We start from the raw sequence: 20,705 nt of genomic DNA, 5'->3' as shown, positions 1-20,705 counted from the left end.
TGCAGTAACCGCGAACACACCCGCTATACAGCTCGACAAACTTGGTTGGCTCCGCATCAATTCGCCGCAAAATTGCCGCGTCCAGATTTTCGTATTTGTTCACTACTCATCCCCCTCTACGGTGAAGCCAGCGGCGCGGATGTTCTGCTCGTAGCGCCAAAGCCCGAATTTATAACCAGTGTCGAAATCGTCGCTGCAATCACTGGGCCACATATCTCGGCAATCATCCAGGCCATCATCTGGAGACCGCACCGGCGTAGCCAGCTTGGCTTCCAGCTCGGAGGCTCGTTGCTCTGCTGCCTCAGCGCGTCGCTTCATCTCAATCAAGTCATATTCGTAATCGACAGCATTCGAGATTAGTAACCGCTCTTTCTCCCCTGCGCGGATTTTTAACGCCTCGTTATCGGCTAGCAGGGCGGAGACGTACTCTTGCGAGTAGAGGGCGCATTTTTGGTAATTTGGCGCTGGGTTGCAGTTAACTTCATCTGTGACAAATTTCCAGTCACCGACCCACGCTTCGCCATGTGAATCAGTAATTCCGGGCTTCGTGTAACGATAGCGCCACGCCACCGGCTTGCTCAGCTCGCTCAGCTTCTCAGTGCTCATAATGCTTTCTCCTGGGCCTCGGCCCACAACTTCCATCCGTAATTTTGATAAACCCAGCGACGAACGATTCGGCCATCACCAAACGAACCAAGGCGCAGCGTTGCCTGATTTCCATCAACGGCCATTACCTTGTAGAGAGCCCCGCGAGGGGACTGCCACACTTCGCCAACCTTAAGGAGGTCATCGCGCTTAGCCACGCCCCACCTCCCTAGCGCTGTCACCTGGGCTTGCATTGCGGATGGCAACCTTCAGCGCATAGGATTCTGCATCATCTCTGCTGCTGAAATTCTTCATCCATGCCAATGCTGAATCACACCCTCCGCCGTTATGAGTAGGGAACGTGGCGATGACACACGGCCCCATGCTCCAGAAGTTTGCATCAAAGCTCAGGGAGATACCGAGCGCTTCAGCTTGCTGCTTCAGTTCATTTGCTGGCATCACGTACCTCCCACACGACGAAACTCGATAACCCACACCCAGGGATTGGCACGCCAGCTCTCTTCGCCATAAATGGATTGCCAGAGGCGCTGGAATGCAACCTTGGCTGTAGCAAAGTCGCCCTTTGGCGTCAGGAATGTGTCTGGGTAATCCGGCAGCATGTCGCCAGCCGGTTTTACGCCCTCAGCCTTGGCATCCTCTTCGCTGATATCGTTCATGCGCTCAACGCGCACGGCTGTGATTTCCAGTAGGATGCGGGAGGCTTTGCGCGGCATGTGGATTGATGGCTTCCAGCAAGAACGCTCGCCCTGGCCGTCGTCATCACCCCAGGTAAATTCCCCGTCGGCGGCATAGATGGCGTGGCCGGAGTAGTAACCATTGCCAAAAGGCATTTCATGAATGGCTGTTGCTGGTCGATCTGGCACCCAATCAATAATCCGATCGCTTTCATCAAATTCGTGGCTGATAACACCCCACGTCTCGCGCACCCACAGCAGATCGCCTACCTGGCCGAATGGGCATAACCCATGCCCCGGCGCATCCATAACATGCGTGTAAATCCCGTCTTTGGTTTTGGTCGGCTTATGCAGTGGAATGCAGTTATCGGGGCTGACATTGGCAATAACCCGCCGCGTCTGGGTCTTGCGGCCGTCGAGAATGGCGCGAACCATCTCGCCGTTAAAAATCACTGGGCGCTCTTTCATTTGGCCTCCCGCAGCTCAGCGCGAATCATCGCGATAACTTCATCGCTGTAATCACGGGTGAAATCCTCTTCAGGAGCTCCAGGTAACTCAGTTACAGCCGACAAAATCATTTTTGCCACGTCCGCCACTTCACCTGCTGGCTTATCGATAAAGCCATGTTCAAATGCCGCCAATAGCCGGTTGGCCGCAAAGTTGATACCCTCCGCGCGGTGCTTATCCCGGATAGCTGCAAGTGCTGCGTCAGTGGCTGGGGTTTCACTTAAAAAGGCGGCAGCATTTGTGACGGCGCTATATTTCTCATCAGGAATGGAAACTTCATCAGATGAGACAACCGCGTAAAGCCATTCGAACCCATCCTTCAGCACCGCATTCTCCACAGCCAGCGCATCGGCTCGCTTCTGCTGCGCATCGCGCTCAGCCTCTACGGCGCTCACCACTTGCTGGTGGGCATCAAACCGAACAAGTTCGCCGTGCTCAGCTTCACGCGCGAAAGCCTCAAACCGAACAGCGTGCATTTTGTAATCAGGGGTAAAGCGCTTGATGGTTGTCATGCTTCGTCTCCCAGCACCCAGCGGAGCGCCTGAGCGTAATCACCGCTCGCACCTTCCAGGGCTTTCGTTATTTCTTTTCGTGACTTCAGGCGGGGTTTGGCATCGCCGATCACCTGGCGCTGCCGGCGTGCCTTTTCGTGGCCTTTGGTGCCGGCGGTTGCCGCTTCAACCTCTTTCACTTTTTCGCGCTGTTCGTCGGGTGTGAGGTTCGCCAACTGTCTCGCTTGGGTGACTGTTACTGCGCCAGATTCAACCGCATCTTTAACGGCCTGAGTGGCATCGAGCAGGGCGAGTGTGGCGCGGATCGTCTGCACGCCGACGCCAAACATCAGCGCTAAATCTTTTTCGTCGTGGCCCCACGTAAGCGCATCAGCCATTTTTTTAGCGCGTCCCAGAGGCGTGTCTGCCTGAAAGATTTCATTGGCACTAATCATCACCTCAGCGACGCTAAACGGTGATCCACGTCTGACGACCGCCGGCACCAGAAGAGGTTTTTTGCCTTCTTCTCGCAGACGTTTATTTGCTTCAAGAGTGTTTTTAACCCGCTGACGACCTTCAACGACGCAGGAGCGGCCTGTCTCTGGGTCTTTCCAGATAATGATTGGCTCCAATACCCCCAATTTCATGATGCTAAGCACAGTCGGTTCATGGAGGGGAAGATGGATGCGCTCGTCGTAAAGCGGGTGCTTTTTATCGGATACCAGGTGCAGATTTTCCGGCTCGAACATCAATACGTTGGTTTTACCGCTGGCGCCGTAGGCTTCCGTTGAGTTTTTGGCCATGCATCAACTCCATACCGCGCCGGCGGTGAGCAGGCACAGGGTAAAAATGAGAAGGTAGAAGAGGTGTTTGCCGTGGTGGCGCTTAGGGGCGAAATCGCCCCCGGTCAGGTCGTACTTGTGCTGTATGCGGGCGTTGAGGCTTACCATGTCGGCCTCCGCTGCTGAGTGTGAAGGCGGCGCTGCAACGTTCTGATGTTCTGGCGGACGACGTACACCGGCGCGCAGGTATCGGCGCAGACGAGGATTCTCACGGCCTTATATCTGCCGTCTTCGTAGCGCTGAATGCTCACTGCTTTTTTCTCTACGTCGCGGGTCTGTCCGCAGTGCTCGCAGCGTTGGGTATTGGTTTGCATAACATGTCCTCTCAATGAAATTCACATGGGCAAAGGCGCTGCCTGAGTTGATGCACGCGCTCGGTTTCCCTACGGTTCCAGCACACTGGAGCAGGGCAGCGCCTTTGCTGATGTGAAAAAAAGAGCCCCGGCGAGCGGGGCAAAGGATGTAACAAGGGAACTGAGCAGGCTTGTGATTTCTCACGCACCTGGTGGCGCATCGAACCGGGGATTTATACTGTGTAGGTTAAAAGGTGAACCGGAACGATACGCCACCAGACAGGTGAGACGCCGGCGTTAACCGGCGATATAGACGCAGCCCGCTATGGTTACAGCCCACAGGCACAGGCCCGCAGCGACGCTGTAAACCAGCGCCTTCCATCCGTTTAAGCTCATGATTGCCTCAGTGCGCCGCCGGCGCCGGATGATTAGCGAACGTCGATATCAGGAATGATCACTGAAGGTTTGAAGGTGACGCGGTAGAAATATGGGTTGGTCTTCACGCCGTCGATCTGCTCAATGAAGAATGTCACGTTGTCAGACAGGCCGAGCAGGTGCTTTTTGTACGAGTTAGGGCCAACCTTGCACACGATGCCCAAGGTGTTGGCGGTGCTGCTGTTGTCTTTCGAGCACAGGCCTTCGATAGACAACATATAATCGCCGGTGATGCCGTTATAGAAGACGACGCGGCGATTAACCTCGAAGTTATCTGAGGCGGTGCTTAGATTGCGCGAAACCACGTCTGCGTCATTGTCGCAACCGGCCAGAACCAGAAGCGAAAGAGCCAGAGCTATTTTCTTCATTCACATTTTCCTTATCAGTGCGCCCCGTAGGGCGCGGTGGGTGTTTTATGCGTTTACCATGAAATTAAGTGCTCCAGTCTTTCCCGTGGCGGCCACATAGTCCGCATATTTGGGGTTTACTATCCCTTTAAATTCACAAGCTAATGGCTCAAGCAGGGAATACATTTGCGCGGCAAAATTGGCGCGCTGGTCTTCGTTAAAATTCATGTATTCAACAGTAATTCTTTGTTGCATCACGAAAAAACTCAGGATTTCTTCGTGGATGATATGCATGATTTCGTCGTCCGCTAATCCGCTGGTAACGCGCGTTTTTACGTTTTCGACGATGACATGTGCGATTTTTTGGAATCGTTCGATCTGTAGTGCCATATCTACGTGTGCCATCGTGTAGCTCCTCAGTGGTTTTATGCCTACCGCCCCACACTGGCAGCGGCAGGGTAAAAGCACTCCGTAACCGTTACATTTTCCAGCCCTCCAGTTGTCTGCCTGTTCACGTTGCTGGGGCAGGCTCCCGCGCTTATGTCCCCTTGCACCCGTCATAGCCGAAGCTGATAAGAGCAAGCGGGGTTAAAAGTCTTTCTCCCTAAAGAACGTCTCCGGTCGATCCCTCTCGGGGCCGGGGAGTGATTACATCGCTCACCCCTGGGCGTCTTACCTGCGTGGCTTCCTGCCGGTGACGTTGTTGCTGTCGATGGATTAAAATGTACAGGCAAAACTGTATTTAGTAAACAGGAAAAACTGTAAAAATTACAGGTCATGATGTAATCCAATGATTTGGAAAAGATTAAAGTTTGAGATTTAGGCGAAAAAAAACCTCGCCGAAGCGAGGTCTTGAAGTTGAGAGGGATTAACTTATTGTGACGCCATACCAGAACACCGCGCCAACTACCCTGATTTTGTTGCTATCGTCACCCATATATATTTCATCGGGGTACTCATCAGTGTTGAATGACCGTAGACGCACTCCACCAGGAAGGCGATACAAAATCTTCACCCGAGCCATACCGTCATGATCCAATGCATAGATCTTTCCGTCTTTTATTTCCCTGTTACCAGTATTGATGGCGACTGTAGCTCCATCAGGGAGAACGGGCTCCATGCTATTACCCCAGACCGACATACAAGCCGCTTCTTCGGGCTTTACTCCAAGTTTTTTTAAGCTACGGAGTGAGAACTTTAGCTTTCTACCCTCGCAGTCAAGCTCTACCACTCTACCATTCCCCGCAGCTAACTGAGCCTCTTTGAAGAAAGGAAGATAGACATCATCTTCATCTTCTTCTTCATCGTCAGTCCACAGTGAAATACCGTCCAAAGGCGTCGCATTCGACTCTTGGACACCGGTTTTTAGCCACTGCATTGAGCACTTAAGAGCTTGAGACAGTTCAAATATTTTTCTCGGGTTTTTTGTCTCACCATTTTCAATGCTTGCAATTGACTGTTGCCGAATACCAACCAGATCAGCAAGTTCTGTTTGAGTAATACCAAGCGCTTCGCGCCTAGTTCGTACCCTTTCTGCAAGGCTCATAACCCCTCTCCGCCATTAATGAACAGCGCAAATCTTCACAGTAAATACTGTATTTGACAAACAGGCTTGCCTGTAGAACAATACAGATAAAACTGTAGGAGAGCGCAATGAATACAGGTAACTCACTTTCACATCGGGCAAAGGCTCGACGGATCGAGCTTGGTCTTACACAAGCCGAAGTTGCAGAGCTAGCTGGGATTACTCAGCAGTCATACCAGCAACTTGAGGCTGGGGAAACGAAGAGGCCCAGAAACTTACTGGAGATTTCTTCAGCCCTTAAATGCACAGCCCATTGGCTGATGTATGGAAAACGCAAGCTTTCTTCGTGAAAGCAACCTTTCAACATAACGGAAATTGTAAATGGAATCAGTCGCAACAAGTCGCAATTCAGTGCGCGTCAACTGCAAGCCTGAAGTGCTGGAGAGCTTCTTTCACAAGGAGGCTATTTTGCGTGGCAACAAGCCGCTGGCAATGGGGATGGGGATCCACCCTTCGGGGTTGAGCCGTGACAAGGTTCGCATCGTGAAGATGGCGGCGCGGATGGTGTTGGAGCTTGGATTGCCTGATGGGTGCGTTGCATCTCCAGGATGCGAGCAAAACGTAGTGCTGACCGGTGATGAGGCTAAAAAGTTGCTTTCAATGCTGGAGCACATCCGGGAACCAAAGACGGAATAGGGGGGGCTTTATGGCCTGGGACACGTTTGTTTACGACAACATCAAGAAGCAGCTGGTGAAAGAGGGATTCAGCGAAGCGCTGGCTCAGGGGGGGCAAACCATGGAGCTGATCACTATCGCCGTATGTCGCAGGCGAGCCGCAAAGGGATGGCATTCGACGATTGCCTCACCCGAGCCAGGCAGTTTGCATTGGCTAGCGGTACGAAGGACGAGAAGCCAGAGAAGGCGGGCAAGAAAGCAAAAAGCCGCGCAGCTGCAACTGCACGGCCTTCACTAATCTGATTTGGAGTTCTGCTATGAACAACCTGATTGTGATCGAAGATACCGCCATTCGTCAAGACTCGGCTGGCCGTTACTGCCTGAATGACCTGCATCGGGCCGCTGGTGGTGAGGAACGCCATAAGCCGAAATACTGGTACGCCACCCAGCAAACGCAAGAGCTTGTGCAACTTTTGACCGAGGGAGGAATTCCCCCCTCGCAAGAAAATCAACCAATTAGCGTTATTCGCGGTGGGTTGGAGCAGGGCAGTTATGCCTGCAAAGAGCTGGTTTACTCCTACGCCATGTGGATCAGCGCGGCCTTCAACCTGAAGGTGATACGCACCTTCGACGCAGTGCAAACCGCATCACCGATGACCGAGCTGGAAATGATCGCTCTGATGGCGACCAAAGCCGCCGAGCAGCAGCGCCAGATGAACGCATTACAGCTGCAGGTGAGCGGCGTAACCCAGCAGATTGAAGAAATCTCGACCGGCGCCATTCCTCCGGGTTGGCAGACTGTCCGCAACCTGGTTGCTGAATCCGGCCTTTCCGACGGGAAGGTGAGAGCGTTGATCAGCGCCTTCCATGTACCCAGCAAGAAAATTCCCTTCAACGCACCGGGCGGCATTCTGACGAATGCGACTGTGGCAAAAGAGGACGATTTCATGTCTGCACTGGGCGAGGTTCGCCGAACGGCGACGCGTGCCTGCCGCAGCAAGTACTGGTATCACCCGCGCCTTGGCCGCTTCGAGATGAAAGAGCTGCATGACTAGCCGCGAGGTTGATCGGTACTACGTAGACAGCCACGGCATCCGCGTGCATGTCATCCGTTGGGATATCGGCGAGAACCGAGTGATTTTCCTGCGTGATGGCTATGAGCATGGCGAGTGCTTCAGGTCTGTCGAGAACTTCAAAGAGAATTTTAAGCGAGTTGACGAATGAGCATAAACCAGATAGCCCGCTGCTGTGGATGTCTATCTCCAATAGACGAAGAGGAGATGCTGAAACTGGTTTATCCCAGCGGGGTACATGTTTGCGATCATTGCGCAAGAAAAGTATGGGAAAGCTATGAGAGCTGGCATGGCGGCAGTGCTGTAGGCAGTGCCAAAAGAAAGCCAAAGCGGCAGAGGGTAACCGACTCAGTAAGGTTGCGGATTTTTAAGCGCGATGGATTCTGCTGCAAGCACTGTAACACCAGCGAAGATCTGACTATTGATCATATCCATCCCGTATCCAAAGGCGGAAGTTCGGCTGATGAGAATCTTCAAACCCTTTGCATGTCATGCAATCGGTCAAAGGGGGCTTCTTTATGAGCTTGCTTCTGCCTTCTCGTCCTATTGTTGTTATTCCTGAACTTGCAATGCGTGTTGGGCTAAATGAAGCGATGCTGCTTCAGCAGGTTCATTACTGGATCACTGAGACAACATCAGGGATTGAGCATGATGGCCGTCGCTGGGTATACAACACGATCGCAGAGTGGATGGAACAGTTTCCATTCCTCTCAGAATCGTCCATTAAGCGGGCATTTTCATCGCTGAAATCGCAGGGGATTATCTATGTGGAGCAGCTATCCAGTGACCCTCGTGACAAGACCAATTTTTACGCAATCAACTATGAGCACCGCGCCCTGACTGATGAGGTCAAAATGACCTCATGCAACAGGTCAAATTGCACCGTTGCATCAGGTCACAATGAACCAATGCAACAGGCCAAACCGGCACGCTGCAAGAGACCAAAAAGAGCCGCTCTTCTTACAGAGAGTACTTCAGAGAGTACCCCAAAAGAAAACCCCCCCATAGCCCCCCAGAGCGATGCGGGAGCAGATAACCCATCGGCTGAGGCTGGGGAAGTTCTCGATTTTCTGAATGAAAAAATCAACGGCAGGACGCCAAAGCGCGCTGACACGTTGCGGGAGATTACCGAGCGCCTGGCAGAAGGCAACAGCGCCGCCGAACTGAAGCTGGTGGCTGAACACCGCGCAAGTCTGCTGCTGGGCGATCCGAAGATGGGCCACATGCTCAGCGCCAAGATGATTTTCGATGCCGTCCGGTTCGGTGGATATTTGGCAGCCGCCAACGCCTGGGATCGTCAGCGCAGCCACAAAGCTGCTATGGCCGAAGCGGTCGAACAGCAGCGCCAAGAGCCGGTGGCCGGTGACGCGCCGGAGATTGATTTCGATGAGGCTTTCGATCGCCTGATCCGTGATGCAGCGATGCCAGAAAATGACGCTGAGAAACGCGCGCAGCAACAGGTACGCAAGAACGGATTTGGGAATGTGGACGAGAGCAAAGCTCGCCAGCAGTGGCGCCCAATTTTAACCAGAGCTTACGCAATGTCAGGAGTTCAGGCATGAGAGCGATAGTCAAAGCAGCGGTACAGCGTGATCTGGGTATTGCCCTGATCCCGGTTGACGAAAAGCTGGCGTTTCACATGACGGGCCGCGTGATGGTTTCCACGCTGCCGAAAGAGTTTAAAGACGCCCCAGAAGGCATCCTACCGGCGGTGGAGCATGAGATCGCCAACGACCCACGGTTACAGGGTTTCTTCGCCCATGAGCGCGTCACAAACGCCTGTGGCGGGGTTAACGCTATTGAAGCCTGGGCGACGCAGTTCACGAAATGCCAGTACAGCAAGCATGACCTGCCGGAGGCAATTCTGGACACAGAGCGCGTAGGCAATTCGGCCGTTCGCATCTGTCCTGGGTGCTACAAAAAAAGCCTGGGTGTATCGCCGAAGCTGGAAAAAATCGCAGCCCGCAATACAGCTCGCTGGGTGGTGGCGACGGCAAAACACCGCCTGAAGTCTGAGGGACAGCTGACAATCCCTGAGCTGATGCTGTGGGCCATGCTGTCCGGCGTATTCGACCTGATTCCCGATGACGTTGCGCGCACCGTCACCGACTTACCGGAGCCAAAGGTGATCACCGGCACCCGCAAGGAATCCGAGATGGACTGCACGCCGGGGGCCACTGCGATTATTTCCAAGCAGGCGGCTAAGTGTTTCACCGTAGACCCAGCACCACAAAAGGCTTTCATGCTGCGGCCGAAGCTCACCCGCGTAGAGGACAGCAAATATACCCGATGGGTTAAGACTCGACCCTGCTGCGGTTGCGGAGGGCGCTCAGACGATCCTCACCACATCATCGGCCACGGGCAGGGCGGAATGGGAACCAAGGCCCATGACTTCTTCACTATCCCGCTGTGCCGTAAATGCCACGACGCATTGCACGAGGATATGGCGGCCTGGGAAGCGGAACATGGAAGCCAGGTTGAACTGCTGTTTGAGTTCCTGGATTTCTCCTTTGGCATCGGGGCTATCGCATGAAGACGTACAAGATAACGCCAATCCCAAAACCACGCATGACACAAAAAGACCGGTGGGCCAAGCGCCCGCCAGTTCTCCGCTACCGGGCATTCTGTGATGAGGTGAAATTGAATCGAATCTCGCTGCCTGAGAGCGGCTATCACGTGACGTTTGTTTTACCCATGCCAGATGGCTGGAGCAAGAAGAAACGCGCTGAGATGGCCGGGAAACCGCATCAGCAGAAGCCAGACAAGGACAATCTGGAAAAGGCATTGCTGGATGCCATTTTTGAGGACGACTGCCGCATCTGGGACGGTCGAGTAACAAAGATTTGGGGCGAAGTAGGCCAAATAATTATAGGGGAAATAGCATGAGATTAGAGTCGATTCCGAAATACTTTGCACCGAAAACACCGACCTTTAGCGACTCACCGCGCGCGACGGCTTCGGATTCTTTGACCGGTACTGACGTGATGGCGGCATTCGGGATGTGCCAGGCGCAGGCAGAGTTGGGCCTTTCGGCGTTCATGGGGAAAATGGGTGTCAGCGATGCCGATAAGGTCAAGGCGGTGACACTGCTGGCGGAGAAGGGCATGGCTGGGTCAGTTCGCGTGGCGCCACTGAGAAAGCTGCAGGATGAGACAAGAGTTCGCGTTGTTCTGGCACTATCAGTTTTCGCCTTCCTGGATTACTCCCGCAGCGCATCGAGTGAGGTTGCTTGTGATTGTTGCTCCGGAACCGGATTTATTGAGGCCGAAGTATTCACGAATAAAGTTCACACCCCTTTCCCGGCGAAGGAGTTCGTCAAAGCGTCGATCCGGTTTGGCGTGGAGGGGTTTAGACCTTCCGAGTATGAAGTGCGCCGGGAACAGAGAGAGGTTGTTCGCGTTAAGTGCAAAAACTGCAACGGGAAAGGCAAGGTATCGACGGCCTGTCGTGATTGCTCCGGCAGAGGTTCTGCAGTCGATAAGAAGGAGACGGCAAAGCAGGGTGTGCCAGTCAGAGGAACCTGCAAACGATGCTCAGGCCGTGGGTATGAGCGCATACCAGCGTCACACGCTTACGCAGCAGTGCAACAGGTCACGGATGCTATTTCCTCGGCGACCTGGGATAAAACCGTGAAGCCATTTTATGACGGCCTTATTCGCATTCTGGAGAGCGAAGAGAGCCACGCGGAGCGGGTATTACAGCGTGTTACTGCATAGTGCATGAAAAAATAGTGCAGTATTTTATCGTGAGCTATTTACTTTTTCCGAAAACTGGGTAATTATCTTCCTAACACTAGAAATCCGTCTGATTGTTAAGGTGGATTCAAAAATTTCAAAGGCTGCCTTCGGGTGGCCTTTTTGCATTTCAGCCCCAGCCAACGGACGACACACACGGCACCTTCTTACCTGCAGCGTTTACGGCTGGTGGCTGATCCTTTCCTACAAACAGCACAGCCCGATAGCCGGGAGGTGGAGTCATGAAAATGCACCCAGACAATCCAAACCTACCGTACTGGTGGTCGGCACTGCTCGGCTTCTTTTCGCTGCTGTCGCTGCAGGATTATGTATTCATCGTAGGCGCGCTTATATCGGCCTTCTTCACGATCAAGACGTACTACGCCAAGCGGAAGGAAGAACGGGAACGTTTAGCTGAGGAACGACGGCGCACGAAAATCATGGAGGACTATCTGCACGGCGTATCAACAAAGCCAGAAAGCGAGCGCCCGGCGGCAATCGAGGTTGTTGCAGAAGCTATGCGCAGAGCAGAGGGATGACATGTCGATTAGCAAATCAAAACTCAGCGCCGTGATGCTGGCCCTGATCGCCGCCGGCGCATCGGCTCCGGTGATGATGGCGCAGTTTCAGGAAGAGAAAGAAGGCCAGCGCCTGATCGCATACCAGGACGGTGTCGGCATCTGGACAATCTGCGGCGGCGTGACGATGGTTAACGGCAAGAAGGTTGTGAAAGGCCAGCGCCTGACCGCCGAGCAGTGCAAGCAGATTGACGCAGCCGAGCAGAAAAAGGCGCTCGACTGGGTAGACCGCAACGTCAAGGTAACGCTGACCGAACCGCAAAAAGTCGGTATCGCCTCGTTCTGCCCCTGGAACATCGGCCCCGGAAAGTGCTTCACCTCCACCTTTTACAAGAAGCTGAACGCCGGCGACCGCATTGGCGCCTGCCGCGAAATCCGTCGCTGGATATACGACGCTGGCCGAGATTGTCGTATTCGCTCGAATAACTGCTATGGGCAGATCCTCCGGCGCGACCAAGAGGCCGAGCTGGCTTGCTGGGGGCTGGATAAATGAGATATCTACCGTCAGCGGTATGTTTCGCAGCGGCCGGTTATCTTGCTGCTCACGGCATTGATGGCTGGGGCTGGTTCCTGTTCGTCGGAGTGATTCTGCTATGAACCGATCGACCACGATAATTGCCGCTGTGTTGCTGGTGGCTGTCATGGCCGCCTGCTGGGTAGCCAGCTATTACCAGGGAAAGTCGGAGAGGCTGGAGGGCACGGTCAAGCAACTGCAGGGCGATAACAACCTTCAGACGGCGACCATTGCTACCCAAGCGCTTCACTTTCAGCGCGCCAACGAAATCAGCAACGCGGCGAATAAGTACGGCATCAACACTGACGCGGCCACACAGGGGAAGGAAATTGAATACCGGACGATCATCAAGAAACAGCCTACGTGTGATCTGGCTGTGCCTGCCACTGTTGCTGGTGGGTTGCTCGACTACACGCACCGTCTACGCTCCCGCGCAATGTCAGCCAATACCGGCGACGCTTACGCAGCCGGTGCTGGTGCCACTGCCTCCGGCGCCCTGACATACTGCCAAGCAGTGCTGTGGATTGATCCGCTGCTGGCGGCGCTCGACAAGGCTAACAACCAACTTCTGGAGATACGGCGGCTTAATGATGAACGGTAGTAATCGTTAGAAAAGATCTAACCTATCTTACTATTGTTGTGTGTGTATTATTTAATAATAAGATATTATCACCTCGTTACTTTTCTAAGGGGTGTTCAATGAACGCGGATATAATTTCGTTTGAGTCAATGTTAGCCACTAAGCAGGCCGCCGAATGGGCTTTTTGGACTATGATTGCTTCAGGTGTCTCTGCACTGGCTGCTGCACTTGGTGTTATATTTGCTTGGAGGACTGTCGCTTCATGGAAGCAGCAAGAAAAAGCTAAAGTGAAAATGGATTTCAAGCGTTCAATTTTTAATATTATAAATATAATGCTCAGCATGCCAGATAGATTTAATCTTGAACTGGCGGGAAGGGGTAAAAAGGCCTTAAAATTCAGCGATAATAGTAGTATTGATGACAGATGTAATGTGGAGATTTCTCATCAGTTCGATGAGCTGGTTAAGGTTTTGTCTAATGCGCAAGGATGTTGGATTTATTGTGAGAGATTCTTTGACGGAACTGATATTGAAGGTAAATGGGTTTATAGCCGCGACTTGGTGTTAGACTATATTAATGGAGATGTTGAAAAAAGCGTGGTTATTAATTCTTTAAATAACCTTGCTGAGGAACCATTCGTATATGGGTAATTTGCGATTGTAGCTATTTATATTGGGGGGAGGATGGCAGGTTTAAAAGAGCTGTCGGCTCAACTCAAGAGCGTACGTAAGCAAATCCCGTTTGCTACGGCGCAGGCACTGACAAGCGTCGCCCGAAAGATAGAGGCAGCGGAGAAAACCGCGTTTAAGCGGCATCTGGAAAACCCCACACCGTTTACGGTCAACTCGGTTAAATCGTTCGGTGCCCGGAAAAGCAACCTGAAGGCCAAGGTGTTCGTGATGGACACCGCCGCGAGCTATCTGGAGCCGTTCGAATTCGGCGGCCAGCATAAGCTGAATAGCCAGGCGCTGCTGAACCCCAAGAACATCAAGCTGAACAAATACGGCAACCTGACGCGCAATAAGATGGCGCAGCTGAAGGCTAAGGATGACGTGTTCATTGGCGATGTGACCACCAAATACGGCGAGAAGGTCAACGGTGTATGGCAGCGGCAGAAAGCCAAAAAGGTGAAAAAGGGCAAAGGGCGCCGGCGTAAACGCTCTGCCAATGGCACGCGGCAACCTCGCATCCAGCAAAGAGCGCCAAAGCTTCTTATACGATTCGGTGACGCGCTTCCCGTTAAGCCAACGCTTGGCTATTTCGAACGGGCGCAGGCTATGGCCAATGCCTTGATGCCGACAGAGCTGAGCAGGGCTATGGCAGAGGCGATGCGAACAGCAAAATGATCGGCGATCACCTTCGGGGGAGGCTCCAGAAAAAAATGGGTCCTTCCTGGCACTTTTTTATCTCACGGGCATTGCGCGCCGCGTTCTGCGTCTAGCTATCAACTTTTGAAATTTGGGTAACAGGTAACACCTGAGGTAACAGATGAACCAGTCAGATTTTGCCAAACTTCACAGCGTTAGCCGAAAGACGGTAACGGCCTGGAAGGCCCGCGGCTGGCTGGTTCTGGCCGGAGACGACATTGACGTTGAAGCGTCGAATGCGAACATCGAGCGCTTCCGAAAAACTGTTACCCGACCAGAGAAAAAACCGGCAGGTAACAAGCAGGGTAACAAAACAGGTAACAGATCCTCGGGTAACAAGTCAGGTAACAAAAACGATAAGGATCTGGCCGAGTCTCCGACGAAAACCGTTGAGCGAATGATCGCCGAGCATGGCGTGACGATGACGCTTGATGAAGCGCGCCAGATGAAAGAAAACTTCCTCGCGTTGCTTACCCAGCTCGAGTACGACATTAAATCCGGGCAGGTGCTGCCGTACAAAGACATGATCGAGGCCGTAGGTAATGAATACGCCCGCATGCGCACCCGTCTCATTGCGATTGCTCCTGAACATGGCCCCCGGTTACGGGTGCTGGCTTCTACCACCAACGACGCGGAGTTTGTCCAGGCACTGCAGGAGGTGGTTTACGAGGCGATGGAGGAATTGAGCCTTGATGCAGATAACAACCGAGGAGAGAACTAACGCTGCAGCCTGGCAGAATTTCACCGGGGAGCTGCGCCAGCGTCGCTCCGATGTTCGCCCGCCCGAACCGCTGTCACTGAGCGAATGGGCTAATAAATACGCGGTGCTCTCGAAAGAAACCAGTGCGCAAACGGGCCGATTCCGGTCTTTCGCGTATCAGGATGGCATGATGGACGCCATTACTGATCCAGCGGTGACGCAGGTGTCGGTGATGAAGTCGGCGCGCGTTGGCTACACCAAAATCCTTGACCACGTTGTCGGCTATTACCTGGCGCATGACCCGTCGCCGATCCTCATCGTTCAGCCGCGTGTTGAAGATGCCGAAGATTACAGTAAAACCGAGATCGCGCCGATGTTGCGTGATACCCCGGTGCTGGCGGAAATCTGTGGTGATCCCAAGGCCAAGGACAGTAATCAGACCATCCTCAAAAAGACCTTTGCCAACGGCGCCAATTTGACGCTGGTGGGGGCAAACAGCCCCGGCGGTTTCCGCCGTATTACCTGCCGGATCATCCTGTTTGACGAAGTTGACGGTTATCCGTCCGGCGGCGCCGGGGTGGAAGGTGATCAGATTGCACTGGGCATTAAGCGTTCCGAAACATTCTGGAACCGCAAGATTGCCCTGGGTTCGACGCCAACGGTGAAAGGCACCAGCCGGATTGAAAAGGCGTATGAGGAAAGCGATCAGCGCCGCTATTACGTCCCGTGTCCGCACTGCGGTGAATTTCAGGTACTAGAGTGGGGCGGCCCTGAGACGCCATACGGCATCAAGTGGGACAAGGATGAAAATGGCGATGGCATCCCAGAATCGGCATATTACGTCTGCCGGCATAATGGTTGCGTGATCCACCATAACGAAAAGTCGGGCATGGTGAAGCGTGGCGAATGGCGCGCAACTAAACCATTTAAAGGGCATGCGGGTTTTCACATTTGGGCGGGTTACAGCCTGTTCCCGAACGCAGCCTGGAAGTATCTGGTGGCTGAGTGGCTACGGGTGAAAAACGATCCGCTCATGCGTCAGACCTTTATCAACCTGGTGCTTGGCGAGCCGTATGAAGACCGCGGCGAAAAAGCACTGAGCGAGAAACGCTTGCTGGAACGCTGTGAAGTCTATGCAGCAGAAGTGCCTGACGGCGTGGCGGTATTAACGGCCGGCATCGATACCCAGGATGGTCGCTTTGAAATTGAGGTGACGGGCTGGGGACGTAATGAGGAGAGCTGGTCGATTGCCTTCGACGTGATTGAGGGCGATCTGGAAACCAACGAACCGTGGCAACGCCTCGATGCGTATCTCAAGCAGGTCTGGCGTCGGGCTGACGGGCGTGGATTCACGATCATGGCGGCCTGCATGGACTCCGGTGGTCACCACACCCAGAAAGTTTACGAGTTTGCCAAAGAGCGCCTTGGCCGCCGAATTTGGGCGATCAAGGGCGAATCGGCGCGCGGTGGTAAACGTTCGCCAGTTTGGCCCACGAAAAAGCCAACGTCCAAGTCAAAGGCCAGTTTTAAACCAATCATCATTGGGGTGAATGCGGCCAAGGATACCATCCGCGGGCGACTGCATATCGATCCGCCTGCACCGGGTGAGCCAGCAGCCAGTTACATGCATTTTCCGGCAGACCGTGACCTGAACTATTTCAGCCAGTTGCTGGCGGAACGTTCGGTGTTGAAGGTGTCCGGCGGCCAGCGTTACCGGGTGTGGGAACAGCTTCCAGGCAGGGCAAACGAAGCGCTGGACTGCAGGGTGTACAGTTATGGAGCCCTGTGCGGCCTGTTTTATCTTGGTTTGAAGCTGAATCTGCTGGCGGACAACATTGCGATCAATCCCGATCGCCTGTTGCCGGCGCCGCAGCAGCCGGAGGAAAAACAAAACCTTCGACTGCCTGGCGTCATCATTGAAGAGCCGGAAAAACCGAAGCGCAAGCGCCTGTCACAACTTTTGCCATCATAAGGATCCCTATGTTTAACCGTAACACCAGCCTGTTGGCCGGTGCGATGACGCCTGCGCAATTGCAGGACGCATTGGCAAAGGCGCAACAGGCCTATATTGACCTCGCAGCCGGCGCGCGCGGTGTGTCGTTCTCGTACACGCAAGGTGATGGCACGCGCTCTGTCTCATATCAACAAGCCTCAATGGCGGACCTGATGGCACTGATCCAGTTGCTGCAGGCGCAGTTGGGTATTGTTCCCCGCCCACGTCGGCCAATGAGGTTTAGATTCTGATGAATGACATCAAAATTTTAGGCCCGAATGGGCAGCCGCTACCGCCGATGCGGTCAAAGGCATCCATGCTGGTGGGCGGCAGCCGTGTGCCTTACGATGCGGCGGATTCGTTTAGCGACCAGTTGGCCAACTGGCAGCCTGCCTTATGGTCACCCGACAATGAGATCAATATCTACCGTGATCGCATTGTTTCCCGCGTGCGAGATCTTGCGCGCAATGATGGTTGGGCCAGCGGCAGCATTACCCGCGTGCTGGATAACGCCGTCGGCGCCAACTTTCGTCCCATCCTCAAGCCTGACTACCGCATGTTGGCATTGATGACTGGTAATACAGCCTTCGACGCCACCTGGGCAGATGAATATGGCAAGGTGGTTGAGGCTCACTGGCGGTCATGGGCTAATGATCCGGGACGTTTTTGCGATGTAGAGCGCAAACAAACCGTGTCTCAAATGCTGCGTCTGGGCTTTCGCCACAAACTGCTTGATGGTGATGCGTTGGCGGTGCTGCAATACCGCCCCGACAGGCTGGGGCGTGGGCGTGGCCGCTATGCCACAACGGTGCAAATCGTCGATCCGGACCGGTTGAGTAACCCGCAGCAAAACTTTGACATGCCGAATGTTCGCGGTGGCGTTGAAATTGACGGTGATGGTGCGCCAATCGCGTATCACATCCGCGAAGCACATATCGGCGATTGGTGGAGCGGCGCCAAGACGATGACGTGGCGGCGTATCCCGCGGGAAACAAGTTGGGGCCGCCCGCATGTGGTCCATGATTATGACCATGAGCGGGGCGCACAACACCGGGGAAATGGGATTTTAACGCCGGTTGTTCAGCGGCTGAAAATGCTCATCAAGTATGACCAGTCGGAGCTTGAAGCAGCTATCCTGAACGCCGTATTTGGAGCCTACATTACCTCTCCCTACGATCCCCAGATGGTCGAAGCGGCGATGGGTGAGGCTTTTGATGATACCACCATTGGTGCTTATCAGGATGGGCGAGTCGAATTCCATAACGATCGGCGGATCTCTCTGCAAAATGGTGCTAGGTTGCCGATCATGTACCCAGGCGAAAAAATTGAGACGGTAACAGCTGCGCGCCCGCACAGCAATTTTGAGGTGTTTGAAAGTGCAGCGCTGCGCAATATCGCCGCGGCAACGGGCCTGTCAACGCAGCAGGTCACGCAAGATTGGTCAGATGTTAACTACAGTTCGGCACGCTCTGCGATGCTGGAGGCGTGGAAGACACTGACCCGCCGGCGTGATGATTTTTCTGTGGGGTTCGCCCAGCCGATCCTGTCCGCTTTTATTGAAGAAATCCACGATACGGAAGACCTACCGCTGCCCAGTGGTGCACCGCACTTTCTGGACGCCAGGGCGGCGTATTGCCGTGCTCGCTGGATGGGGCCTGGTCGTGGCTGGGTGGACCCGGTGGCGGAGAAGAAAGGTGCAATTCTGGGTATGGATGCCGGGCTTTCAACGCTGGAAATGGAATCGGCGGAAAACGCCGGCGAGGACTGGGAAGAAATGCTGGATCAGCGTGCGCGCGAGATTGCCGCCTTCAAAGAGCGGGGGCTCCCGGTTCCGAGCTGGGCACAGGCTGAAATCCTGGCACCTGAAACAATTAGAGATCCGGAGGCAGAGTGAATTTACCGCATCTGGCGCAGCGGCTGTTTAACACGCCGCTGGCGCTGCACCCGCAAAAGGCCGAAGTGGTTATGGCCGCCATGATGGACCGGTTCGGGATAACCCGCATCAACACGCTGGCATCTGACTGGCTGGGGGATGATGAAAGTTTTACCCGAAAGGCACGTAAACAGGACGCCGGCTATGACGTAGTTGGCGGTATCGCGGTGATCCCCGTGCAGGGGACATTGGTTCAGAAGTTGGGCAGTCTGCGACCCTACAGCGGTATGACGGGCTACGACGGGATCAGGCAGTCGTTCCTGACCGCGATCAGTGACCCCGAAGTAAGCGGAATCTGCCTCGATATCGATTCTCCCGGCGGTGAGGTAGCCGGCTGTTTCGATCTGGTGGATGAAATTTATCACGCCCGCGGTTCAAAACCGATCCACGCCATCCTTACCGAAAATGCGTATTCCGCAGCGTATGCCATCGCCAGCGCGGCAGATCGCATTCATGTACCGCGCACCGGTGGTGTCGGTTCGGTCGGGGTGATCGTCATTCATTGTGACTGGTCACAGCGAATTAAAGAAGACGGCCTGGCGGTCACCATCATCACCTACGGTGACCGCAAAGCCGAGAGCAACCCCTACGTCAAATTGAGCGATCAGGCCCGCGCCGCGATTCAAGATGATGTAGATGCGATGGGTAGGCTTTTTGTCAGCACGGTAGCCCGTAACCGGGGGATCACTGAAAAAACTATCCGTAACACCCAGGCTGCCTGTTTCCTGGCGGCTGATGGCGTCAAGTTGGGGCTTGCCGATGCGGTGATGACCCCTGATGCCGCATTCCGAAAATTAATCAATGAAGCAGGAGCTTAACGTATGTCTCATTTCAAGTTTGCCCATCTTCTCGGCCTCAAGAAAAAAGCGTCTGAGGAAGAGGACGACGACAAAGAAAAAAGTAAAAAAGCGAAATCCCGTCGCGCGGAAGAGGAGCGCGATGACGAGGAGGACGCTGAAGACGATGACGATCGCGAAGACATGGAAGACGACGACGATCGTGAACCTGACGCCGAGGACGATGATGACGACAAGGAAAAAGGCAAAAAGGCTAAATCCCGTCGTGCTGAAGAAGACGACGAAGACGACGAAGACGCGGAAGAGGGTGAAAACCGCGATGTGAAAAAAGGTCGCCGGGCAGAGCGGAAACGTTGCGCCGCCATTTTTGGCAGTAAGCATGCCGCCGGCCGCCCGGACATGGCCGCTCACCTGGCTTTCAATACCCGGATGAGTGCGCGTGAAGCCATCGACACGCTGGCGACGGTGGGCGCCGTAGCCCCGCAGCCACAAGGTAGAAAGTCGCTGGATGCCCGGATGCGTGAATCTGAGCAGGCACGATTGGGGCCCGACGGCGAGAAGCCTGCAACGGGTAAAAATGCGCTGGTAAGTAAAATGACCAGTCTCTATGACACTGCACGAGGTAACAAGTAATGGACCAGTTTGGACAAAATCAATTCGCTCCGGGCATGAACAGTTCGCTGTTCGTACCCGATCAGCTGGTTTCCGGCCCGTTACAGCTGGTCACTGACTCGGTCACGATCGGTGTTTCAGGGGCGCTTAAACGTGGGACGGTACTCGGTGTGGTCACCGCTACCGGCGCGTATATCCCGAGCAAAAAAGACGCCACCGACGGCAGTGAAAAGCCATCTGCCATTTTGGTCGATAACGTAGACACCACAACCACAGCACAAACTGGCGGTGTGTATCTGATGGGCGAGTTTAACCAGCATCGCCTGATCTTCGACGCGACCTGGACCATTGCTGAACTGAAAGCGCAATTCCGCCCGTTGGCCATCTTCCTACGCGATAGCATCCAGTCGCCGGTATCCTGATCTAACC

General features: G+C 54.1%; 33 protein-coding genes. 22 read left to right on the top strand and 11 right to left on the bottom strand.

Annotated features, from left to right (window positions below; all coding sequences use genetic code 11):
• Positions 1-102: 102 nt before the first annotated feature.
• From FHU12_RS16100 to relB, 11 genes are all read right to left on the bottom strand, one after another.
• Positions 103-606, bottom strand: coding sequence for a hypothetical protein (locus FHU12_RS16100; RefSeq protein WP_141970503.1), 504 nt, complete (start codon positions 604-606; stop codon positions 103-105).
• Positions 603-803, bottom strand: coding sequence for a hypothetical protein (locus FHU12_RS16095; protein ID WP_260440735.1), 201 nt, complete (start codon positions 801-803; stop codon positions 603-605). The genes FHU12_RS16100 and FHU12_RS16095 overlap by 4 nt, the downstream gene beginning before the upstream one ends.
• Positions 796-1,044, bottom strand: coding sequence for a hypothetical protein (locus FHU12_RS27190; protein ID WP_185742377.1), 249 nt, complete (start codon positions 1,042-1,044; stop codon positions 796-798). Before FHU12_RS27190 ends, FHU12_RS16095 begins: the two co-directional genes overlap by 8 nt.
• A complete protein-coding gene (locus FHU12_RS16090; protein ID WP_141970499.1) occupies positions 1,044-1,748 on the bottom strand; it encodes an ASCH domain-containing protein in 705 nt (234 codons plus the stop codon). The genes FHU12_RS27190 and FHU12_RS16090 overlap by 1 nt, the downstream gene beginning before the upstream one ends.
• Positions 1,745-2,299: a hypothetical protein gene (locus FHU12_RS27185; protein ID WP_185742321.1), complete on the bottom strand. Its 555-nt coding sequence runs from the start codon at positions 2,297-2,299 to the stop codon at positions 1,745-1,747. Before FHU12_RS27185 ends, FHU12_RS16090 begins: the two co-directional genes overlap by 4 nt.
• Complete coding sequence (locus tag FHU12_RS16080) at positions 2,296-3,081, bottom strand: ParB/RepB/Spo0J family partition protein (RefSeq protein WP_141970496.1); 786 nt, start codon at positions 3,079-3,081, stop codon at positions 2,296-2,298. Before FHU12_RS16080 ends, FHU12_RS27185 begins: the two co-directional genes overlap by 4 nt.
• Before the next feature lie 3 nt (positions 3,082-3,084).
• The gene (locus tag FHU12_RS27180; protein ID WP_154582428.1) at positions 3,085-3,228 is read right to left on the bottom strand and encodes a hypothetical protein; all 144 of its coding nucleotides are present in this window, start codon (positions 3,226-3,228) and stop codon (positions 3,085-3,087) included.
• Positions 3,222-3,434: a hypothetical protein gene (locus tag FHU12_RS16075; RefSeq protein ID WP_089186342.1), complete on the bottom strand. Its 213-nt coding sequence runs from the start codon at positions 3,432-3,434 to the stop codon at positions 3,222-3,224. Before FHU12_RS16075 ends, FHU12_RS27180 begins: the two co-directional genes overlap by 7 nt.
• Positions 3,435-3,841: 407 nt before the next feature.
• The gene (locus tag FHU12_RS16070; protein WP_049300022.1) at positions 3,842-4,216 is read right to left on the bottom strand and encodes a beta-sandwich lipoprotein; all 375 of its coding nucleotides are present in this window, start codon (positions 4,214-4,216) and stop codon (positions 3,842-3,844) included.
• 45 nt (positions 4,217-4,261) lie between these two features.
• Positions 4,262-4,600 carry a hypothetical protein gene (locus FHU12_RS16065; RefSeq protein ID WP_221627852.1) on the bottom strand — a complete coding sequence of 113 codons (339 nt, stop codon included), beginning with the start codon at positions 4,598-4,600 and terminating at the stop codon, positions 4,262-4,264.
• 463 nt (positions 4,601-5,063) lie between these two features.
• Positions 5,064-5,741, bottom strand: a complete 678-nt coding sequence (gene relB, locus FHU12_RS16060) for a type II toxin-antitoxin system RelB family anti-toxin (protein ID WP_060446915.1) — start codon at positions 5,739-5,741, stop codon at positions 5,064-5,066.
• A 107-nt stretch (positions 5,742-5,848) separates the two neighbouring features.
• On the opposite strand from relB, the gene FHU12_RS16055 reads away from it, so the two are divergent.
• From FHU12_RS16055 to FHU12_RS15945, 22 genes are all read left to right on the top strand, one after another.
• Positions 5,849-6,070, top strand: coding sequence for a helix-turn-helix domain-containing protein (locus FHU12_RS16055; RefSeq protein ID WP_089186340.1), 222 nt, complete (start codon positions 5,849-5,851; stop codon positions 6,068-6,070).
• A gap of 31 nt (positions 6,071-6,101) precedes the next feature.
• Positions 6,102-6,416, top strand: coding sequence for a hypothetical protein (locus tag FHU12_RS16050; RefSeq protein ID WP_141970494.1), 315 nt, complete (start codon positions 6,102-6,104; stop codon positions 6,414-6,416).
• Between the two features lie 10 nt (positions 6,417-6,426).
• Entirely contained in the window at positions 6,427-6,693 is a 267-nt protein-coding gene (locus FHU12_RS16045; RefSeq protein ID WP_141970492.1) for a hypothetical protein, read from the top strand.
• A gap of 19 nt (positions 6,694-6,712) precedes the next feature.
• Complete coding sequence (locus FHU12_RS16040) at positions 6,713-7,450, top strand: KilA-N domain-containing protein (protein WP_072269893.1); 738 nt, start codon at positions 6,713-6,715, stop codon at positions 7,448-7,450.
• Positions 7,443-7,619: a DUF4222 domain-containing protein gene (locus FHU12_RS16035; RefSeq protein ID WP_141970490.1), complete on the top strand. Its 177-nt coding sequence runs from the start codon at positions 7,443-7,445 to the stop codon at positions 7,617-7,619. The genes FHU12_RS16040 and FHU12_RS16035 overlap by 8 nt, the downstream gene beginning before the upstream one ends.
• Positions 7,616-7,990: an HNH endonuclease gene (locus FHU12_RS27570; RefSeq protein ID WP_376698847.1), complete on the top strand. Its 375-nt coding sequence runs from the start codon at positions 7,616-7,618 to the stop codon at positions 7,988-7,990. Before FHU12_RS16035 ends, FHU12_RS27570 begins: the two co-directional genes overlap by 4 nt.
• Positions 7,987-9,030 (top strand): conserved phage C-terminal domain-containing protein, encoded by a 1,044-nt coding sequence (locus FHU12_RS16025; protein ID WP_185742320.1) that lies wholly within the window; start codon positions 7,987-7,989, stop codon positions 9,028-9,030. The genes FHU12_RS27570 and FHU12_RS16025 overlap by 4 nt, the downstream gene beginning before the upstream one ends.
• On the top strand, positions 9,027-10,001 hold the full coding sequence (locus FHU12_RS16020; protein WP_141970484.1) for a DUF968 domain-containing protein: 975 nt from the start codon (positions 9,027-9,029) through the stop codon (positions 9,999-10,001). Before FHU12_RS16025 ends, FHU12_RS16020 begins: the two co-directional genes overlap by 4 nt.
• Positions 9,998-10,354 (top strand): RusA family crossover junction endodeoxyribonuclease, encoded by a 357-nt coding sequence (locus FHU12_RS16015; protein ID WP_141970483.1) that lies wholly within the window; start codon positions 9,998-10,000, stop codon positions 10,352-10,354. Before FHU12_RS16020 ends, FHU12_RS16015 begins: the two co-directional genes overlap by 4 nt.
• On the top strand, positions 10,351-11,184 hold the full coding sequence (locus tag FHU12_RS16010; RefSeq protein WP_141970481.1) for an antitermination protein Q: 834 nt from the start codon (positions 10,351-10,353) through the stop codon (positions 11,182-11,184). The genes FHU12_RS16015 and FHU12_RS16010 overlap by 4 nt, the downstream gene beginning before the upstream one ends.
• A 260-nt stretch (positions 11,185-11,444) precedes the next feature.
• On the top strand, positions 11,445-11,741 hold the full coding sequence (locus FHU12_RS16005; RefSeq protein ID WP_060447787.1) for a hypothetical protein: 297 nt from the start codon (positions 11,445-11,447) through the stop codon (positions 11,739-11,741).
• A 1-nt stretch (position 11,742) separates the two neighbouring features.
• Positions 11,743-12,273, top strand: coding sequence for a lysozyme (locus FHU12_RS16000; protein ID WP_141970479.1), 531 nt, complete (start codon positions 11,743-11,745; stop codon positions 12,271-12,273).
• 100 nt (positions 12,274-12,373) lie between these two features.
• Positions 12,374-12,895 (top strand): hypothetical protein, encoded by a 522-nt coding sequence (locus tag FHU12_RS15995; RefSeq protein WP_141970477.1) that lies wholly within the window; start codon positions 12,374-12,376, stop codon positions 12,893-12,895.
• A 98-nt stretch (positions 12,896-12,993) separates the two neighbouring features.
• Positions 12,994-13,524, top strand: coding sequence for a hypothetical protein (locus FHU12_RS15990; RefSeq protein ID WP_140927005.1), 531 nt, complete (start codon positions 12,994-12,996; stop codon positions 13,522-13,524).
• 33 nt (positions 13,525-13,557) lie between these two features.
• The gene (locus tag FHU12_RS15985; RefSeq protein WP_141970475.1) at positions 13,558-14,220 is read left to right on the top strand and encodes a hypothetical protein; all 663 of its coding nucleotides are present in this window, start codon (positions 13,558-13,560) and stop codon (positions 14,218-14,220) included.
• 142 nt (positions 14,221-14,362) lie between these two features.
• Positions 14,363-14,962, top strand: a complete 600-nt coding sequence (locus FHU12_RS15980; RefSeq protein WP_141970473.1) for an RNA polymerase subunit sigma-70 — start codon at positions 14,363-14,365, stop codon at positions 14,960-14,962.
• Positions 14,934-16,913 carry a phage terminase large subunit family protein gene (locus FHU12_RS15975; protein WP_141973012.1) on the top strand — a complete coding sequence of 660 codons (1,980 nt, stop codon included), beginning with the start codon at positions 14,934-14,936 and terminating at the stop codon, positions 16,911-16,913. The genes FHU12_RS15980 and FHU12_RS15975 overlap by 29 nt, the downstream gene beginning before the upstream one ends.
• Positions 16,914-16,921: 8 nt before the next feature.
• Positions 16,922-17,185: a gpW family head-tail joining protein gene (gene gpW / locus FHU12_RS15970; protein WP_060420187.1), complete on the top strand. Its 264-nt coding sequence runs from the start codon at positions 16,922-16,924 to the stop codon at positions 17,183-17,185.
• On the top strand, positions 17,185-18,828 hold the full coding sequence (locus FHU12_RS15965; protein ID WP_141970471.1) for a phage portal protein: 1,644 nt from the start codon (positions 17,185-17,187) through the stop codon (positions 18,826-18,828). The genes gpW and FHU12_RS15965 overlap by 1 nt, the downstream gene beginning before the upstream one ends.
• Positions 18,825-19,685 (top strand): S49 family peptidase, encoded by an 861-nt coding sequence (locus FHU12_RS15960; RefSeq protein ID WP_118892204.1) that lies wholly within the window; start codon positions 18,825-18,827, stop codon positions 19,683-19,685. The genes FHU12_RS15965 and FHU12_RS15960 overlap by 4 nt, the downstream gene beginning before the upstream one ends.
• A gap of 3 nt (positions 19,686-19,688) precedes the next feature.
• The gene (locus FHU12_RS27175; RefSeq protein ID WP_185742319.1) at positions 19,689-20,297 is read left to right on the top strand and encodes a hypothetical protein; all 609 of its coding nucleotides are present in this window, start codon (positions 19,689-19,691) and stop codon (positions 20,295-20,297) included.
• Positions 20,297-20,698 (top strand): head decoration protein, encoded by a 402-nt coding sequence (locus FHU12_RS15945; RefSeq protein ID WP_060432169.1) that lies wholly within the window; start codon positions 20,297-20,299, stop codon positions 20,696-20,698. Before FHU12_RS27175 ends, FHU12_RS15945 begins: the two co-directional genes overlap by 1 nt.
• The last annotated feature ends 7 nt before the right edge of the window (positions 20,699-20,705 follow it).

Source organism: Serratia marcescens (assembly GCF_006715005.1).
Lineage (GTDB): Bacteria > Pseudomonadota > Gammaproteobacteria > Enterobacterales > Enterobacteriaceae > Serratia > Serratia montpellierensis.
The sequence above is the reverse complement of the archived record's forward strand: the minus strand, read 5'-3'. Positions and strand labels throughout refer to the sequence as shown.

Excerpts from the sequence above, each read along its gene's own strand:
- FHU12_RS15980 (WP_141970473.1), top strand. The coding sequence starts at position 14,363 with ATGAACCAGTCAGATTTTGCCAAACTTCACAGCGTTAGCCGAAAGACG.
- FHU12_RS15965 (WP_141970471.1), top strand. The coding sequence starts at position 17,185 with ATGAATGACATCAAAATTTTAGGCCCGAATGGGCAGCCGCTACCGCCG.
- FHU12_RS27180 (WP_154582428.1), bottom strand. The coding sequence starts at position 3,228 with ATGGTAAGCCTCAACGCCCGCATACAGCACAAGTACGACCTGACCGGG.
- FHU12_RS16075 (WP_089186342.1), bottom strand. The coding sequence starts at position 3,434 with ATGCAAACCAATACCCAACGCTGCGAGCACTGCGGACAGACCCGCGAC.
- FHU12_RS15975 (WP_141973012.1), top strand. The coding sequence starts at position 14,934 with ATGCAGATAACAACCGAGGAGAGAACTAACGCTGCAGCCTGGCAGAAT.
- FHU12_RS16045 (WP_141970492.1), top strand. The coding sequence starts at position 6,427 with ATGGCCTGGGACACGTTTGTTTACGACAACATCAAGAAGCAGCTGGTG.
- FHU12_RS16020 (WP_141970484.1), top strand. The coding sequence starts at position 9,027 with ATGAGAGCGATAGTCAAAGCAGCGGTACAGCGTGATCTGGGTATTGCC.
- FHU12_RS15945 (WP_060432169.1), top strand. The coding sequence starts at position 20,297 with ATGGACCAGTTTGGACAAAATCAATTCGCTCCGGGCATGAACAGTTCG.
- FHU12_RS27570 (WP_376698847.1), top strand. The coding sequence starts at position 7,616 with ATGAGCATAAACCAGATAGCCCGCTGCTGTGGATGTCTATCTCCAATA.
- FHU12_RS15990 (WP_140927005.1), top strand. The coding sequence starts at position 12,994 with ATGAACGCGGATATAATTTCGTTTGAGTCAATGTTAGCCACTAAGCAG.
- FHU12_RS15985 (WP_141970475.1), top strand. The coding sequence starts at position 13,558 with ATGGCAGGTTTAAAAGAGCTGTCGGCTCAACTCAAGAGCGTACGTAAG.
- FHU12_RS27185 (WP_185742321.1), bottom strand. The coding sequence starts at position 2,299 with ATGACAACCATCAAGCGCTTTACCCCTGATTACAAAATGCACGCTGTT.
- FHU12_RS16025 (WP_185742320.1), top strand. The coding sequence starts at position 7,987 with ATGAGCTTGCTTCTGCCTTCTCGTCCTATTGTTGTTATTCCTGAACTT.
- FHU12_RS16070 (WP_049300022.1), bottom strand. The coding sequence starts at position 4,216 with ATGAAGAAAATAGCTCTGGCTCTTTCGCTTCTGGTTCTGGCCGGTTGC.
- FHU12_RS16040 (WP_072269893.1), top strand. The coding sequence starts at position 6,713 with ATGAACAACCTGATTGTGATCGAAGATACCGCCATTCGTCAAGACTCG.
- FHU12_RS15995 (WP_141970477.1), top strand. The coding sequence starts at position 12,374 with ATGAACCGATCGACCACGATAATTGCCGCTGTGTTGCTGGTGGCTGTC.
- FHU12_RS16080 (WP_141970496.1), bottom strand. The coding sequence starts at position 3,081 with ATGGCCAAAAACTCAACGGAAGCCTACGGCGCCAGCGGTAAAACCAAC.
- FHU12_RS16065 (WP_221627852.1), bottom strand. The coding sequence starts at position 4,600 with ATGGCACACGTAGATATGGCACTACAGATCGAACGATTCCAAAAAATC.
- FHU12_RS16010 (WP_141970481.1), top strand. The coding sequence starts at position 10,351 with ATGAGATTAGAGTCGATTCCGAAATACTTTGCACCGAAAACACCGACC.
- FHU12_RS27190 (WP_185742377.1), bottom strand. The coding sequence starts at position 1,044 with ATGCCAGCAAATGAACTGAAGCAGCAAGCTGAAGCGCTCGGTATCTCC.
- FHU12_RS16035 (WP_141970490.1), top strand. The coding sequence starts at position 7,443 with ATGACTAGCCGCGAGGTTGATCGGTACTACGTAGACAGCCACGGCATC.
- relB (WP_060446915.1), bottom strand. The coding sequence starts at position 5,741 with ATGAGCCTTGCAGAAAGGGTACGAACTAGGCGCGAAGCGCTTGGTATT.
- gpW (WP_060420187.1), top strand. The coding sequence starts at position 16,922 with ATGTTTAACCGTAACACCAGCCTGTTGGCCGGTGCGATGACGCCTGCG.
- FHU12_RS16005 (WP_060447787.1), top strand. The coding sequence starts at position 11,445 with ATGAAAATGCACCCAGACAATCCAAACCTACCGTACTGGTGGTCGGCA.
- FHU12_RS16090 (WP_141970499.1), bottom strand. The coding sequence starts at position 1,748 with ATGAAAGAGCGCCCAGTGATTTTTAACGGCGAGATGGTTCGCGCCATT.
- FHU12_RS16050 (WP_141970494.1), top strand. The coding sequence starts at position 6,102 with ATGGAATCAGTCGCAACAAGTCGCAATTCAGTGCGCGTCAACTGCAAG.
- FHU12_RS27175 (WP_185742319.1), top strand. The coding sequence starts at position 19,689 with ATGTCTCATTTCAAGTTTGCCCATCTTCTCGGCCTCAAGAAAAAAGCG.
- FHU12_RS16100 (WP_141970503.1), bottom strand. The coding sequence starts at position 606 with ATGAGCACTGAGAAGCTGAGCGAGCTGAGCAAGCCGGTGGCGTGGCGC.
- FHU12_RS16055 (WP_089186340.1), top strand. The coding sequence starts at position 5,849 with ATGAATACAGGTAACTCACTTTCACATCGGGCAAAGGCTCGACGGATC.
- FHU12_RS16000 (WP_141970479.1), top strand. The coding sequence starts at position 11,743 with ATGTCGATTAGCAAATCAAAACTCAGCGCCGTGATGCTGGCCCTGATC.
- FHU12_RS16015 (WP_141970483.1), top strand. The coding sequence starts at position 9,998 with ATGAAGACGTACAAGATAACGCCAATCCCAAAACCACGCATGACACAA.